Source organism: Variovorax sp. 278MFTsu5.1 (assembly GCF_048305045.1).
GTDB classification, from domain to species: Bacteria; Pseudomonadota; Gammaproteobacteria; order Burkholderiales; family Burkholderiaceae_C; genus Variovorax; species Variovorax guangxiensis.
The window spans coordinates 5341052-5356195 of sequence record NZ_CP157622.1 but is presented as its reverse complement, the minus strand read 5'-3'; the positions used below and the strand labels follow the sequence as shown (position 1 = coordinate 5356195).

The 15144-nt window shown below is 69.0% G+C and carries 13 protein-coding genes; 10 read left to right on the top strand and 3 right to left on the bottom strand.

The window, feature by feature from the left end:
• Positions 1 to 6: 6 nt before the first annotated feature.
• The 8 genes from cheY to ABL844_RS24710 all read left to right on the top strand — a co-directional run bounded on the left by cheY (position 7) and on the right by ABL844_RS24710 (position 10845).
• Positions 7 to 405 (top strand): chemotaxis response regulator CheY, encoded by a 399-nt coding sequence (cheY, locus tag ABL844_RS24745; protein ID WP_126023328.1) that lies wholly within the window; start codon positions 7 to 9, stop codon positions 403 to 405.
• A 1-nt stretch (position 406) separates the two neighbouring features.
• Entirely contained in the window at positions 407 to 1054 is a 648-nt protein-coding gene (gene cheZ / locus ABL844_RS24740) for a protein phosphatase CheZ (RefSeq protein WP_418129363.1), read from the top strand.
• Positions 1055 to 1196: 142 nt separating this feature from the next.
• On the top strand, positions 1197 to 2354 hold the full coding sequence (gene flhB, locus ABL844_RS24735) for a flagellar biosynthesis protein FlhB (protein WP_418129361.1): 1158 nt from the start codon (positions 1197 to 1199) through the stop codon (positions 2352 to 2354).
• Positions 2351 to 4453 carry a flagellar biosynthesis protein FlhA gene (gene flhA / locus ABL844_RS24730; protein WP_418129359.1) on the top strand — a complete coding sequence of 701 codons (2103 nt, stop codon included), beginning with the start codon at positions 2351 to 2353 and terminating at the stop codon, positions 4451 to 4453. Before flhB ends, flhA begins: the two co-directional genes overlap by 4 nt.
• Positions 4450 to 6966: a flagellar biosynthesis protein FlhF gene (flhF, locus tag ABL844_RS24725; RefSeq protein ID WP_418129358.1), complete on the top strand. Its 2517-nt coding sequence runs from the start codon at positions 4450 to 4452 to the stop codon at positions 6964 to 6966. Before flhA ends, flhF begins: the two co-directional genes overlap by 4 nt.
• A 10-nt stretch (positions 6967 to 6976) precedes the next feature.
• Positions 6977 to 7786: a MinD/ParA family ATP-binding protein gene (locus ABL844_RS24720; RefSeq protein WP_418117567.1), complete on the top strand. Its 810-nt coding sequence runs from the start codon at positions 6977 to 6979 to the stop codon at positions 7784 to 7786.
• A 38-nt stretch (positions 7787 to 7824) separates the two neighbouring features.
• Entirely contained in the window at positions 7825 to 8559 is a 735-nt protein-coding gene (locus ABL844_RS24715; protein WP_126023334.1) for an RNA polymerase sigma factor FliA, read from the top strand.
• A 354-nt stretch (positions 8560 to 8913) separates the two neighbouring features.
• A complete protein-coding gene (locus ABL844_RS24710) occupies positions 8914 to 10845 on the top strand; it encodes a glycoside hydrolase family 15 protein (protein WP_418129357.1) in 1932 nt (643 codons plus the stop codon).
• Here ABL844_RS24710 and ABL844_RS24705 read toward each other — a convergent pair.
• From ABL844_RS24705 to ABL844_RS24695, 3 genes are read right to left on the bottom strand one after another with little or no spacing between them, the layout of a single operon-like run.
• Positions 10808 to 11149: a hypothetical protein gene (locus ABL844_RS24705; RefSeq protein WP_126023335.1), complete on the bottom strand. Its 342-nt coding sequence runs from the start codon at positions 11147 to 11149 to the stop codon at positions 10808 to 10810. The two genes, ABL844_RS24710 and ABL844_RS24705, sit on opposite strands and share 38 nt — an antisense overlap.
• Before the next feature lie 50 nt (positions 11150 to 11199).
• Positions 11200 to 12105 (bottom strand): NAD(P)-dependent oxidoreductase, encoded by a 906-nt coding sequence (locus ABL844_RS24700; protein WP_418129355.1) that lies wholly within the window; start codon positions 12103 to 12105, stop codon positions 11200 to 11202.
• Between the two features lie 44 nt (positions 12106 to 12149).
• Positions 12150 to 12911, bottom strand: coding sequence for an SDR family oxidoreductase (locus ABL844_RS24695; protein ID WP_126023337.1), 762 nt, complete (start codon positions 12909 to 12911; stop codon positions 12150 to 12152).
• 140 nt (positions 12912 to 13051) lie between these two features.
• On the opposite strand from ABL844_RS24695, the gene ABL844_RS24690 reads away from it, so the two are divergent.
• Positions 13052 to 14005 carry a 2-hydroxyacid dehydrogenase gene (locus ABL844_RS24690; protein WP_418129353.1) on the top strand — a complete coding sequence of 318 codons (954 nt, stop codon included), beginning with the start codon at positions 13052 to 13054 and terminating at the stop codon, positions 14003 to 14005.
• 30 nt (positions 14006 to 14035) lie between these two features.
• On the top strand, positions 14036 to 15115 hold the full coding sequence (locus ABL844_RS24685; RefSeq protein ID WP_418129351.1) for an L-idonate 5-dehydrogenase: 1080 nt from the start codon (positions 14036 to 14038) through the stop codon (positions 15113 to 15115).
• The last annotated feature ends 29 nt before the right edge of the window (positions 15116 to 15144 follow it).

Sequence of the window (15144 nt, the reverse complement as noted above, 5' to 3'; positions counted from 1 at the left end):
AATATCGTGATCGACAAGAGCATCAAAATCCTGGTTGTGGACGACTTCCCGACCATGCGCCGCATCGTGCGCAACCTGCTGAAGGAGCTGGAGTTCCACAACGTGGACGAAGCCGAGGACGGCGCCGCCGGCATCGAGAAGCTGCGCGGCGGCAACTTCGGCTTCGTGGTGTCGGACTGGAACATGCCCAACATGGACGGCCTGACCATGCTGCAGACCATCCGCGCCGACCCCGAGCTCAAGAAGCTGCCGGTGCTGATGGTCACGGCCGAGGCGAAGAAGGAGAACATCGTGGCGGCGGCCCAGGCCGGCGCCAACGGCTACGTGGTGAAGCCCTTCACCGCCGCAACGCTCGAAGAAAAGCTCACCAAGATCTTCGAGAAACTCGCGAAGGAAGCGGCCTGACATGAGCCAGAACTCCGCCGCCGCCGCCGTCGCGGAACCCGCGAACACCACCGAAGAACTGCTGGGCCGCATCGGCCAGCTCACGCGCCAGCTGCGCGAAGGCCTGCGCGAGCTGGGCCTCGACAAGCAGGTGGCCAGGGCCGCGCAGGCCATTCCGGATGCGCGCGACCGCCTGAGCTACGTGGCCGCCACCACCGAGCGCGCGGCGCACCGCGCGCTCAACGCCATCGACGTGGCCCAGCCGCTGCAGGAAGCGCTGTCCACCGATGCCAAGGGCCTGAGCAAGCGCTGGGACGAGTGGTTCAAGAATCCCATCGAGCTCGACCACGCGCGCGAACTCGTGCTGGACACGCGCGGCTACCTCGACGGCGTGCCCGAGCGAGCGAGCGCGATCAACTCGCAGCTCATGGAAATCCTCATGGCGCAGGATTTCCAGGACCTCACGGGCCAGGTCATCAAGAAGATGATGGAAGTGGTCAACGACGTCGAAACGCAGCTGCTGCAGGTGCTGATCGACAACTCCGCGCCCGAGAAGCGCCACGAGGCCGTGCAGAGCCTGCAGAACGGCCCGCAGGTCAAGCCCGGCAACCCCGATGCAGTCACCGACCAGGCGCAGGTCGACGACCTGCTGGAGAGCCTCGGCTTCTGATCTCAAGGGGCCTGCCGGCCCCTTTCTATTGTCCGAATTGCAGGGCTATCAGGGCCCTGATCGACAGATTGTTCCGGAGGGTCGAATTCAATAATTTGGCCATGAGCAAGGCGTACTTCGCCACTGCTGGTTCGGAGCATGAATGGCTGAGGAAAGCGATCTCGAGAAAACGGAACCCGCCTCCGAGCGGCGCCTTGAAAAGGCCCGCGAGGAAGGCAACGTAGCCCGTTCCCGCGAGCTCACCACCTTCGTCATGCTGGGCACGGCCTGTGCCGGCCTGTGGCTCGCGTCGGAGTCGCTCGGCACGAGCATGAACGGCGCGCTGCGCATGGGACTGCAGTTCGACCGCGCGGCAGCCTTCGACCCTTCCTACATGCTGGCCCGCACCGGGCTGATGTCGATGCAGGCGCTCGGCGCCATCGGCCCGATGTTCGCGATGATGATCGTCGCAGCCGTGGTCGCGCCGATGATGCTCGGCGGCTGGCTCTTCTCCACCAAGTCGGTGGCGCCGAACTTCGGCAAGCTCAACCCGTTGGCCGGCATCGGCCGCATGTTCTCCTCGCAGTCGCTTGCCGAGTTGCTCAAGGCGCTGGCCAAGTCGGCGCTCATCGGCGGCGTGGCCTGGTGGGTGGTGTCGAGGGACATCGGCACCCTGATGGCCCTGATGGCGCAGCCCGCGCAGTACGCGCTGCCGCATGCGGTCGTGCTGGTGGCCAGGCACTGCGTGCTGATCGCCGCGACGCTGTTCCTGGTGGCGCTGATCGACGTGCCCTTCCAGCTCTGGAGCTACTACCGCAAGCTGCGCATGTCGCGCGAGGACGTGCGCCAGGAGCACAAGGAAAGCGAAGGCGATCCGCACATCAAGGCCGCGATCCGCCGCCAGCAGCAGCAGATGGCGCGCCGCCGGATGATGTCCGAGGTGCCCAAGGCAGACATCGTGCTGACCAACCCCACGCACTTCGCCGTGGCGCTCAAGTACCAGGAGGGCGGCATGCGCGCCCCCCGCGTGGTGGCCAAGGGCACCGAGCTCGTGGCCGCGCGCATCCGCGAACTGGCGAAGGAGCACAAGGTGGCGATCCTCGAAGCGCCGCCGCTCGCGCGCTCCCTCTACAGGCACACGAAGCTGGGCGACGAGATTCCGGCAGGCCTCTACACCGCCGTGGCCGAGGTGCTCGCCTGGGTCTACCAGCTTCGGCGCTGGAGGGCCGAAGGCGGCGAAGCGCCACGCACGCCCACCGACCTGCCGGTTCCCGCAGATCTTCAATACAGCGCCGCCGATGCGGCTGAGCTTGCCGCATGAACGCGATGACAAACCTGATGCGCATGCCCGCGCGATTCTTCCCGGGCTCGCAGCTCAAGGGCCTGGCCGGTCCGATCCTCATCATCATGATCCTGAGCATGATGGTGCTGCCGCTGCCGCCATTCCTGCTCGACCTGCTGTTCACCTTCAACATCGCCATGTCGGTGATGGTGCTGCTGGTGAGCATGTACACGATGAAGGCGCTGGACTTCGCGGCCTTCCCGGCGGTGCTGCTGTTCTCCACGCTGCTGCGCCTGTCGCTGAACGTGGCTTCCACGCGCGTGGTGCTGATGAACGGCCACACCGGCGCCGACGCGGCGGGCAAGGTGATCGAGGCCTTCGGGCACTTCCTCGTGGGTGGCAACTTCGCCGTGGGCGTGATGGTCTTCATCATCCTCGTGCTCATCAACTTCATGGTGATCACCAAGGGCGCGGGCCGCATCGCCGAGGTGGGCGCGCGCTTCATGCTCGACGCGATGCCCGGCAAGCAGATGGCCATCGACGCCGACCTCAACGCCGGCCTGATCGGCGAGGACGTGGCCCGCAAGCGCCGCACCGAGGTGGCGCAGGAAGCCGACTTCTACGGCTCGATGGACGGTGCCAGCAAGTTCGTGCGCGGCGACGCGATCGCGGGCCTGCTCATCATGGTCATCAACATCATCGGCGGCCTGGTGGTGGGCATGGTGCAGCACGGGCTGGACTTCTCCACCGCCGGCAAGACCTACACGCTGCTGGCCATCGGCGACGGCCTGGTGGCGCAGATCCCGGCGCTGGTGATCTCCACCGCCGCGGGCGTGATCGTCTCGCGCGTGACCACCGACGAGGACGTGGGCAGCCAGCTCACGGGCCAGCTCTTCTCCAACCCGCAGGTGCTGTTTCTCACGGCCGGCATCGTTGGCCTGCTGGGCATGATCCCTGGCATGCCGAACCTGGCGTTCCTGCTGATCGCGGGCGGCCTGGTGTGGCTGGGCCGCGGGCTGCTGCAGCGCAAGCCGAAGCAGCAGGCCGCGCAGGAGGCGGCCGCCGCGCAGGCCGCGAACCTCGCCGCGTCTTCCGCAGAGACGGCGGAGGCCACCTGGGACGACGTGGCCATGGTCGACCCGCTGGGCATGCAGGTCGGCTACCGGCTCATTCCGCTGGTGGACCAGTCGCAGCAGGGCGAGCTGCTGGGTCGCATCAAGAGCATCCGCAAAAAGATCGCGCAGGAAGTCGGCTTCCTGGTGCCGGTGGTGCACATCCGCGACAACCTGGAGATCAAGCCCAACACCTACGTCATCACGCTGAAGGACGTGGAGATCGGCCGCGGCGAAGCCTTCCCCAACCAGTGGATGGCCATCAACCCGGGGCAGGTCAGCGGCACGCTGCCCGGCACGCCCACGCGCGACCCGGCCTTCGGCCTCGCGGCGACCTGGATCGACGCGAGCCTGCGCCAGCAGGCGCAGGTGTACGGCTACACGGTGGTCGACGCCTGCACGGTGATGGCCACGCACCTGAACCACCTCATACAGACGCATGCCGCCGAGCTGCTGGGCCGCCAGGAAGTGCAGCAGCTGCTCGATCAGATCGCCAAGACCGCGCCCAAGCTCACGGAAGACCTGGTGCCGAAGGTGCTGTCGCTCAGCACGCTGCACAAGGTGCTGCAGAACCTGCTCGACGAGGAAGTGCCGATCCGGGACATGCGCACCATCCTCGACGTGATGGCCGAGCACGCGCCGACCGTGAAGGACCCGACCGAGCTCACCACGCTCACGCGCCTGGCGCTGGGCCGCGCGATCACGCAGCAGCTGTTCCCGGGCGACAGCGAGATGCAGGTCATCGGCCTGGACGGCTCGCTCGACGGCGTGCTGCAGCAGGCGCTGACCAACAGCAGCGGCATCGAGCCCGGCATCGCCGACAACCTGCTGCGGCAGGCGCAGGCCGCCATCACCCGCCAGGAGCAGATGGGCCTCGCGCCCGTGCTGGTGGTGCAGCACGCGCTGCGCGTGCTGCTGTCGCGCTTCCTGCGGCGCAGCCTGCCGCAGCTCAAGGTGCTGTCGCACGCAGAGATTCCTGATTCCCGAACCATCAAGGTCACCACCGCCATCGGAGGACGAGGTTGAATTCCCCCCAACAGACAGACGTGCGCGCCACCGCGCGCAAATTCGTCGCGGCCACCAGCCGCGAAACCCTGCGACTGGTCAGGGAGGCGCTGGGCGCCGACGCCATCGTGCTCTCGCATCGCGTCACCGCCGAAGGCGTGGAGATCGTCGCCATGGTCGAGGGCGAAGTGCAGGGCGTGGTGCAGCAGGGCAGTGCGCCTGCGAAGCCCGTGGCTGCACCGATCGTGGCGGCACCGGTTGCTGCGCCGGCGCCGGTCGCGCGTGCGATGCCGATGCCGCCGGTGCCTGCGCCCGTTGCGCCCGTCGCAGCCGCTGCGCCGATTGCAACACCCGTCCCGGCCCCCGTCGACACGGTGCTCGAAGAGCTGCATTCCATGCGCGGCATGATCGAGGAACAGCTCGCCAGCGTGGTATGGAACGACAGGCAGCGCCGCGACCCCGTGCGCGGCCGCCTGCTGCGCACGCTGCTGGGCGCGGGCTTCAGCGCGCGGCTTTCCAAGGCCATGCTCGAGAAGCTGCCCACCGGGCGCACTTACGCAGAAGGCATGGCCTACGTGCGCTCGGAACTCATCCGCGCCGTGCCCGTGCACGAAGATGAGGATGCCTTGTTCGCCCAGGGCGGCGTCTATGCGCTGATGGGCCCGACCGGAGTGGGCAAGACCACCACCACCGCCAAGCTGGCCGCGCGCTGCGTGATGCGCTTCGGCGCCGACAAGCTCGCGCTGGTGACCACCGACAGCTACCGCATCGGCGCCTACGAACAGCTGCGCATCTACGGCCAGATCCTCAACGTGCCGGTGTACGCGGTGAAGGACGCCGCCGACCTGCACCTCGTGCTGCGCGACCTGCGCGAGAAGCACATGGTGCTGATCGACACCGTCGGCATGAGCCAGCGCGACCGCGCCGTGCCCGAGCAGATCGCCATGCTGGGCCAAAGCCCGAGGCCGGTGAAGAAGCTGCTGCTGCTCAACGCCACCAGCCACGGCGACACGCTCAACGAGGTGGTGCACGCCTACCGCCACGGCAACGAGCTTGCCGGCTGCATCTTCACCAAGGTCGACGAAGCCACGCACCCGGGCGCGCTGATCGACACCGTGATCCGCCATCGGCTGCCGGTGCACTACATCTCCAGCGGCCAGAAGGTGCCAGAGAACCTGATGCAGGCCGACCGCGCGCAGCTGGTGGACAGCGTGTTCCAGCCGCGCCAGCACAGCCCGCTGTTCGTTCCTGCCGAGAGCGACCTGCAGGAAGACGCCGCTTCGGGCGCCGCCTCGCAGCTGGCGGTGCAGAAGGCGCAGGGCGAGACCGACCTGCTGCGCCTGAAGTACCAGAACCTGATCCGCGCGATGGCGCACGACGCGCAGGAACTTGCCACCACGGCGAGCGCGCTGGCCGGCTCGCAGATCGGCTTCGAGCGCGCACGTACGCTGTGGCGCCAGGCCACGGACGAGGAGGCGGGCCAGAAGGCCGTGCTGCAGGACTTGCTGGTGCATGCGCGCAGCGAAGTGGCCACAGGCAGCGAGAGCTACGTGCTCGCGCTGTGCGGCCAGGTCGGCCTGCGCTCGAACGAAGGCGGCGATGCCTACGAATGCCATGGCAGCCTGCTGCTGTCGGACCGCACGGGCCTGCCGATGGCGGCGCCCAACCAGTGGCTTTCGACGGCGGCCACGCGCGGCACCAAGGACGCCGCGCGCAAGCCCGGTGCACGCCAGGTGCCATGGCTGCGCCAGCAGGATTTCGGCCATCGCCCGATGGTCCATCTGCTGACGCGGCTGCCCGGCATCGAGGCCATGGTGCAGTGGCAGGCCGCCGGCCAGCGCTGGCTGGCGCGCGCGCCGGGTTCCACGGCCGTGATCGAGTCGCGCACCGGCTCTCCCGACACGCTCGCGCGCATGGATTTCGAGTTCGCCGAGGAGCGCCCCGTGCGCTTCCGCGGCAAGGCGGCGCTGCTCGCCGTGGCGCATGCCGACGTGGTGCTGCGCTTCAATGCCGCCGCGATGGCGGCGGGCATCGCACGCGACGAGATGCCGGCGCTGCGCTGCATCGCCACGCGCGTGGTCGATGCGCGCAGCGGCAACGTACTGGCGCTGAGTCATGCGCTGTCGAACGTCGGTACAGAGGTTTCGGCGCGCCAGCTCGCGCAGTGGCTGGGCTGGGCCGTGGATGCCGAGCCCTGCTTCCGCCTGCTGCGCGACGGCGTGCAGCTGGTGGGCGGCATCGGCGAGCTGGGCGACCCGGACATCATGAAGCGGCTGCTGATCGCCGGGCAGATGACCTCCACCGTGTGGCGCCTGCTGCAGGCCGAAGGCGAATGGGCCGACCGTGCCCGCGCGCTGATGGGCCAGCTCACCGGCCGCCCCGCACGCAACGGCCGCGCCATGAGCGGCAGCGCGCTCTACGCGGGCTTTGGCAAGCTCTTCCTGCTGCTGGACGCGCTTGGCACCGAATCGACCGCGCCGGTGCAGTCGCCCCGCGCGCTGGAGAAGCCGCAGAAGCTGGAGCGGCAGGATTGAGGGCGCTGCGATGAACAAGCTGGTTGCGGATCAGGCGGACGGCCTCCGGCGCCTGCTCGCGCCGACGCAGGCGCGCGTGCTCGCGGTGGCCGGCATGGGGCGCGGCGCGGGCGGCACCACCGCCGCGATGAACTTCGCCGTGGCGCTGGTGGGGCAGGGCCGCAACGTGCTGCTGCTGGACGAGCATTGCCGCGCCGAGGGCTCGGCCTGCGAGGTCTGGGACATCGACCCGCTGGGCGGCCTTGTCGACGTCGCGGCCGGGCGCCTCACGCTGGACGGCGCCGAGGTACGCATGGCCTGTGGGGTGCATGTGCTGCCGGCGCCGCCCGCGGCTGCAAGAGGAACATCGCAAGGCGCGGCCGACCCGCGCAGGTTCTGGCACGACGGCGTGGTCGTCATCGACGCGGCCTTCGACGGCGAGGGCCGGCTGTCGCCGCTCGCGCAGTGCGCGGACGACCTGCTGCTGGTGCTGCAGCCGCATCCGGCCTCGGTCACCTCGGCCTACGCGGGCATCAAGCGCCTGCACCACGCCCACGGCCTGAAGCAGATGCGCTTCCTGCTCAACGGCGTGGTCGACGTGCAGGCCGCGCGCCAGATCATGAACAACCTCGCCCATGCCGGCAGCCGCTACCTCGCGCTGTCGCTGCGGGCGGCGGGATGGGTGCGCTTCGATCCGCTCGTCTCCGACGCATGGCGGCTGAAGAAGACCATCGCCGAGGCCTTTCCCGCGAGCCATGCGGCGGTCGACTTCCGCCGCGCCGCGGGCGAGATGGACCAGTGGCCATGGCCCGAGGCAGCCCCGCTGCAGGCCGTGGCCTGAGCCGCCGGCTCCGCACCGAGGAAGGACGCACGACGGCCATGTACACCGCACAAGGAACCATCGAGAAATCGCACCTGCTCGCGCAGCACCAGCCGCTGGTGCGCCGCATCGCGCTGCAGATGATGGCGAAGCTGCCGGCCAGCGTGGAGCTGGACGACCTGATCCAGGCCGGCATGCTCGGCCTGCTTGACGCATCCGCGCGCTACCAGGACAACCGCGGCGCGCAGTTCGAGACTTTCGTGAGCCAGCGCATCCGCGGCGCCATGCTCGACGAGCTGCGTGCCGCCGACTGGGGCTCGCGCGGCCTGCGCCAGTCGGCGCGCGGCATCGAGAAGGCGATGCAGGCGCTGGGCCACAGGCTCGGGCGCGCTCCCACCGAAGGGGAGATCGCCCGGGAACTGAAGATGGACATCGAGGCCTACCAGTCGCTGCTGCAGGAGATCCAGGGCTGCCAGCTGCTGTATGTGGAAGACTTCTCCAAGGACGACGCCGACAACGGTTTTCTCGACAGCCACTCGCAGGACGCCCGCAAGGACCGGCGCAGCAGCGACGATCCGCTGGAGCAACTGCTGGAAAGCGGCTTCCGCCACCAGCTGGTGGACGCCATCTCGGCGCTGCCCGAGCGCGACCAGCTGCTGCTGAACCTCTACTACGAGGAGGAGCTGAACCTGCGCGAGATCGGCGCCATCCTCGAAGTGAGCCAGTCGCGGGTGTGCCAGCTGCACAGCCAGGCGATCAGCAGGCTGCGGGCGAAGCTGAAGGATGTGCTCTAGGGTCTGTTCACACTATTTCCCGGGTCGCGTTGGTGCTCCAAGGGGCTGGCTGCAAGGCGCGCGTGCGCAGTAAGGCTGGCGCCCTGCAAGCGCGGGCAACGCCGCAGACGGCCCCTTGGAGCACCAACCCTGCGGGAAGGGCAGCCAGGGCGGGCCACTCGGCGTTGCGCTCCTAGCGTGTGCGCATGCACACGCGTCGTCACGCGCCTTGATTGGCCCGCCCTGGCTGCCCTTCGCGACCCCGGAAATAGTGTGAACAGACCCTTGAAGGATGCGCTGAATAGGCGTTGTCCGTCAGCCAGGCGCGCTCGCCTCCGGCGCAGGGCGCCTGCGAGGGCACGAAAACTCGGAGTCTTGCCAAAGACCCGCAACAAGCAACTCTCTTCAAGGCTGCAGGCCAGCCGCCCCATCGGCGAATACGCGCTCATCGGCTCGACCCACAGCGCGGCGCTGGTGCATCTGGGCGGCGACATCGAGTGGCTGTGCCTGCCGCGCTTCGACTCGGCCGCGATGTTCGCCAGCCTGCTGGGCGACGAGCGCAACGGCCACTGGACCATGTGCGCGCGCGACCGCAAGGCGCGCGTCTCGCGGCGCTACCTTCCCGGCACCGTTGTGCTGGAGACCACGATTCGTACAGGCACGGGCGTGGCCGTCGTCACCGACTTCATGCCTCGCCCCGCGCTCGACGGCACACACGAGGTGGTGCGCATCGTGCGGGGCGTACGGGGCACGGTGAGCATGCACACCGAGTTCCGCATCCGCTTCAACTACGGCGAGTGGTGCCCGTGGATGGAGCGGCGCGATGGCGCGGTGTTCGCCACGGCCGGGCCGGATGCGGTGCGCATCAGCTCCGGCGTGCCGCTGGTCAACGAGAACTTCGCGAGCTTCGCCGACTTCACCGTGTCGGCGGGGCAGTCCATCGCGTTCAGCCTCGACTGGTTTCCCTCGCACCTGAAGCCGCCGGTGACGCGCGATGCCAACGCGCTGCTGGCGCGCACAGTCGCCGAATGGAGTGCGTGGACCGATCGCTGCGGCTACCACGGCGAATTCCGCGAGCCGGTGATGCGCTCGCTGCTCACGCTCAAGGCGCTGACCTACGAGCCGACCGGCGGCATCGTCGCCGCGCCGAGCACCTCGCTGCCCGAGCTGCCCGGCGGCGAGCGCAACTGGGACTACCGCTTCTGCTGGCTGCGCGACGCGGCGCTCACGCTCTATGCGCTGATCGGCTCGGGCTACGTCGAGGAGGCCAGCGCATGGCGCTGGTGGCTGATGCGCGCCGTGGGCGGGTCGCCCGAGGAGCTGCAGGTGATGTACGGCCTGCACGGCGAACGCTCGCTCACCGAACTCGAGCTGGGCTGGCTGCGCGGCTACGAGGACAGCCGCCCGGTGCGCATCGGCAACGGCGCGCACGGGCAGCGCCAGCTCGACGTGTACGGCTCGGTCATCGCGGCCTTCCATGCGGCGCGCAAGGCCGGCCTGTCGGACATGGACAAGCTGTGGCCGCTGGAGCGCGCCATCGCGAAGCAGCTGATGGAACTCTGGCGGGAGCCCGACTGCAGCCTGTGGGAGGTGCGCGGCAAGCCCCGCCACTTCGTGCATTCCAAGATCATGTGCTGGCTGGCCTTCGACCGCGTGATCGCGAGCGCCACGGAATACGGGCTCGAAGGCCCCATCGAACGCTGGCGCGAGGCGCGCGACCAGATCCACGCCGAGGTCTGCGCGCGTGGCTACGACGCGTCGAGCAACTCGTTCGTGCAGTACTACGGCGCCGACACGGTGGACGCGGCGCTGCTGTGGATGCCGCTGATCGGCTTCCTGCCGATCCATGACGAGCGCGTTCAGGGCACGGTCGCGCGCATCGAGAAGGAGCTGGTCTTCAACGGGCTGGTGTACCGCTACCGCACCGAGAAAGGCGTGGACGGGCTCGGCGGCGGCGAGGGCGCGTTCATGGCGTGCAGCTTCTGGCTGGCGAACGTGTACGTGGCCATGGGCAAGGTGCGCAAGGCGCGCGCTCTCTTCAGGCGGCTGCTGGCGCTGGGCAACGACCTGGGCCTCTTCGCCGAGGAATACGACCCGGTGGCTCAGCGGCAGCTGGGCAATTTTCCGCAGGCCTTCTCGCACATCGGGCTGATCAACAGCGCGCACGCGCTGGTGTCGGCGGCCGGCGGCGTGTGGGAGCTGGCGGACCTCGATGGCAAGGCGCCGCAGAAGGAAAAGGAAGAGGGCAAGGAAGCGAAGAAGCCGCCCGTCAGGAAGCGTTCGCGAGCGCGAACTCCTCGGCGCTGAACACGGTGTGGAAGACCGTGCCATCGAACATCTCGAACAGCTTCTTCGACACTTCGCGGCTTTCGTAGCGCACGGGCGATTCGAGCGCGCGGGCGATGTCCTCGCGGCTCGCGTAGCGGATCGACAGCACCATCGCCAGTTCGGGATCGCTCACGTCGCTTTCCAGCTGGCGCAGCACGCGCACCTCGAGTGCACCGGGAAAGCGGGTCCACAGCGGCACGAGCTTCTCGTGCACGTGGCGGTCGAAGGCTTCTTCCATGCCGGGCTTGACCCGGCCCCTGAAGAACGCGCAGCGGATGAACATGGCTTCTCTCTTTCCTGTGTCGAATCTGTGCGATGACGGCGGCGGACCGTTCAGCCGCGTTCGTAGCCGCTGAACTGCCGCATCATCTCGGCCGTGTCGTGCGCGCCCAGCCCGGCCGCGACGAAGGCGCGATGCAGCTCCGAGACGGCGCCCGCCAGTGGCAGCGGAAGCCGCTGGCCCTGCGAGAAGGCCTGCACCGCCTCGAGGTCCTTGAGCATGTTGTCGATGCGGCCGGTGGGCGAGTAGTCACGCGCGGCCATCTTGGGGCCGAACTCGCGCAGGATCTGGCTGTCGGCACGTCCGCCGGAGAGCGCGGCGGGCAGCTTCGAGGCATCGACGCCGCCGGCCTCGGCCAGCCGCACCGCTTCGGCCACTGCCTGGAAGCCGATGGCGCACAGCAGCTGGTTGACCAGCTTGGTGGTCTGGCCCGCGCCGCTTTCGCCCATGTGGGTGTAGTTGGCGCACAGGCTGTCCATCACGGCGCGTGCGCGCTGCACGTCTTCGGCGCTGCCGCCGGCCATCACCGTGAGCTGGCCGAGCAGCGCCTTGGGCGCGCCGCCCGAGAGCGGCGCATCGACGAAGCCCATGCCCGTGCGCTCGCGCAGCGACTGCGCGAGCCGGCGCGTGGAAGGAGGGTCGATGGACGACATGTCGATCAGCAGCCGCTGCGCATCCGCCGGCACGGCGGCCGCGATGCCGTCCTCGCCGAAGACGGCGCGCTCCACCACCGCGGCCGAGTTGAGGCTGGTGATGACGAAGTCGCTGGCACCGGCTGCCTCGCGCGCCGTGGCGGCAGCGATCGCGCCGTGTTCTGCCGGCGCCGCGGCCTTGGCGGCATCGAGGTCGAACACGCTCACGCGGTGGCCGCATTCGAGCAGACGGCGCGCGATGGCCGAGCCCATGATGCCGACGCCGATCACGGCCACGCGCGTCGCCGGGGCGGTCGTCTTCGTCATGCGAAGGCCTTCATGGATGGCCGATGTGGGTTCGCGGCACGGTGCTACAGGCTCGCGGTGATGCCGCCGTCCACATACAGGATGTGGCCGTTGACGAAGCTCGATGCGTCCGAGGCCAGGAAAATGGCCGCGCCGCCGAGTTCCTCCACGTCGCCCCACCGGCCCGCGGGCGTGCGGCCCGAGAGCCATGCGGTGAAGGCCTCGTCGGCCACCAGCGCCTGCGTGAGCTCGGTCTTGAAGTAGCCCGGCCCGAGGCCGTTGACTTGGATGCCGTGCTTGCCGAGGTCGATCGCCATGCCCTTGGTGAGCATCTTCACCGCGCCCTTGGTGGCGGCGTAGGGCGCGATGCCCGGGCGGCCCAGCTCGCTCTGCACCGAGCACACGTTGATGATCTTGCCGCGCTTGCGCTCGATCATGCGCTGAGCGACCGAGCGGCCCACCAGGAACACGCTGTCGATGTTGGTGGTGGTGATCTTGTGCCACGCATCCACCGGGAACTCGGCGAAGGCCCCGCGATGCTGCATGCCGGCGTTGTTGACGAGGATGTCGATGGGCCCGACCTCGGCCTCGATGGCGGCCACGCCGGCTTCCACGGCATCGGCGTCGGTCACGTCGAAGGCCTTTGCTTCGGCCGCGATGCCCCTGGCGCGCAGGGCGTCGCGGGCGGCGGCGAGCAGGGCGGGGTCGCGCGCATTGAGCACGACGCGGGCGCCCGCATTGCCGAGCGCGCCGGCCAGCGCGAAGCCGATGCCCTTGCTGGAGCCGGTGACGAGGGCGGTGCGCCCGGAGAGGTCGAACAGTTTCAAGGGAGTTTCCTGGTGCGTGACAGGCAAATAAGTTACCGGTATCTTTTGATCCAGTCAATGGGTAAACCCTGAGTTCGCGCAGTCCGCTGAAACTATTAAAGTTACCGGTATCATTGTGCGCCAGCCAAAAGGACACCAGCTTGACCACCACCGCCGCTCTTCCGCATGTGCTGATGCCTGGCACCTACCCCGAATGGGACATGGCGCCGATGCGGGAGGCCTACACGCTGCACCGCCTTTGGGAGGCGCCTGACCGGCAGGCCTTCATCGCCGAGCACGCACCGCAGATCCGCGCGATCGCCACGCGCGGCGAACTCGGCGCGAGCACCGAACTCATCGCGGCGTTGCCGAAGCTGGAGCTGGTCGCCTGCTACGGCGTGGGCACCGACGGCATCGACCTCGCCGCCTGCCGCGCGCGCGGCATCCGCGTGACCAACACGCCAGACGTGCTCAACGGCGACGTGGCCGATCTTGCCGTGGGCCTCCTGCTGGCTGTGCAGCGGCGCATTCCGGCAGGCGACCAGTTCGTGCGCAGCGGCGCCTGGGCCCACGGCGGCATGCCGCTGGCCACGCGCGTTTTCGGCCAGCGCATCGGCATCGCGGGCTTCGGCCGCATCGGCGGCACCATCGCGCGGCGGCTCTCGGGCTTCGACGTGGAGGTGGGTTACTTCAGCCGCACGCCGAAGGCGGAGAGCCCGCACCGCCACTTCGCCAGCCTGAGCGCGATGGCGGAGTGGTGCGACGTGCTCATCGTCATCCTCCCCGGCGGCGAGGCCACGCGCGGCATCGTCAACGGCGAAGTGCTGCAGGCGCTGGGCCCCAGGGGCTGGCTGGTGAACGTGTCGCGCGGCACCACCGTCGACGAAGCCGCGCTGCTGCAGGCGCTGGAGACGCGCGCCATCGCCGGCGCGGCGCTCGACGTGTTCCTCAACGAACCGCGCATCGACCCGCGCTTCGCCGCGCTCGACAACGTGGTGCTCACCCCGCACCATGGCAGCGGCACCGAAGCGACGCGCCGCGCCATGGGCGAGCTGGTGCGCCGCAACCTCGAGGCCCACTTCGCGGGCCGACCCCTGATCACCCCCGTTGCCTGACACCTGACAAAGACAGAAGGAAGAAGAATCATGCGCCTGCGTTGCATGTGCCTCGTGATCCACGCCCCCGACGACCTGCGCCTGGACGAGCAGGACGCCGGCGAGATCAGCCCCGGCCAGGTGCTGGTGAAGGTCGGGATGGGCGGCATCTGCGGCTCCGATCTGCACTACTTCCACAACGGCGGGTTCGGCACCGTGCGCATCAAGGAGCCGATGGTGCTGGGCCACGAAGTTGCCGGCACCGTGGTGGCGGTGGCGCCCGGCGTCGAGAGCGTGCGCATCGGCGACAAGGTCGCCGTCAACCCGAGCCGTCCCTGCGGCGCCTGCAAGTTCTGCCTCGAAGGCCTGCCCAACCAGTGCCTGGACATGCGCTTCTACGGCAGCGCGATGCGCACGCCGCACGTGCAGGGCGCGTTCCGCAACATGCTGCTGTGCGAGGCCACGCAATGCGTGAAGGTGGCCGACCACGTGCCGCTGCGCCTGGCGGCGCTGGCCGAGCCGTTCTCGGTGGGGCTGCACGGCGTGTCGCGCGCCGGCCCCTTGTTGGGCAAGCGCGTGCTGGTGTCCGGCTGCGGGCCCATCGGCGTGCTCGCCATCGCGGCGGCGCGCGCGCACGGCGCGGCCGAGATCACCGCCACCGACGTGGTCGACGAGCCGCTGGCCATCGCGCGCGCCATGGGGGCCGACAACGCCATCAACGTCGCGCAGGACAAGGCCTGGGTCTCGCGCTACTCCGCCGACAAGGGCACCTTCGACGTGATGCTCGAATGCTCCGGCAACGAGCGCGCGCTGCGCGACGGCCTGGAGGTGATGCGCCCGCGCGGCGTGGTCGTGCAGCTCGGCCTGGGCGGCGACGTGAGCATTCCGCAGAACATGGTGGTGTCGAAGGAGCTCAGCATCTGCGGCTCGTTCCGCTTCCATGCCGAGTTCGCGCTGGCGGTGAAGCTCATCAACGAAGGGCGCGTCGATCTTTCGCCGGTGGTGTCGCACACCTTCCCGATGCTGCAGGCGCGCCAGGCCTTCGAGCTGGCGAGCGACAGGCAGAAAGCGATGAAGGTGCTGATCGACTTCGCGGGGGATGCAGCGCAGGCGGAGGCCGTCGCCGCCTGATTCATCTAGGGAAAGGCTTGATCACGCCG

What these genes read in the sequence shown, in the direction of transcription:
- flhB (WP_418129361.1), top strand. Translation starts at nt 1,197, where the DNA reads ATGGCTGAGGAAAGCGATCTCGAGAAAACGGAACCCGCCTCCGAGCGG.
- ABL844_RS24720 (WP_418117567.1), top strand. Translation starts at nt 6,977, where the DNA reads ATGAACAAGCTGGTTGCGGATCAGGCGGACGGCCTCCGGCGCCTGCTC.
- ABL844_RS24715 (WP_126023334.1), top strand. Translation starts at nt 7,825, where the DNA reads ATGTACACCGCACAAGGAACCATCGAGAAATCGCACCTGCTCGCGCAG.
- cheZ (WP_418129363.1), top strand. Translation starts at nt 407, where the DNA reads ATGAGCCAGAACTCCGCCGCCGCCGCCGTCGCGGAACCCGCGAACACC.
- ABL844_RS24685 (WP_418129351.1), top strand. Translation starts at nt 14,036, where the DNA reads ATGCGCCTGCGTTGCATGTGCCTCGTGATCCACGCCCCCGACGACCTG.
- ABL844_RS24700 (WP_418129355.1), bottom strand. Translation starts at nt 12,105, where the DNA reads ATGACGAAGACGACCGCCCCGGCGACGCGCGTGGCCGTGATCGGCGTC.
- flhA (WP_418129359.1), top strand. Translation starts at nt 2,351, where the DNA reads ATGAACGCGATGACAAACCTGATGCGCATGCCCGCGCGATTCTTCCCG.
- ABL844_RS24705 (WP_126023335.1), bottom strand. Translation starts at nt 11,149, where the DNA reads ATGTTCATCCGCTGCGCGTTCTTCAGGGGCCGGGTCAAGCCCGGCATG.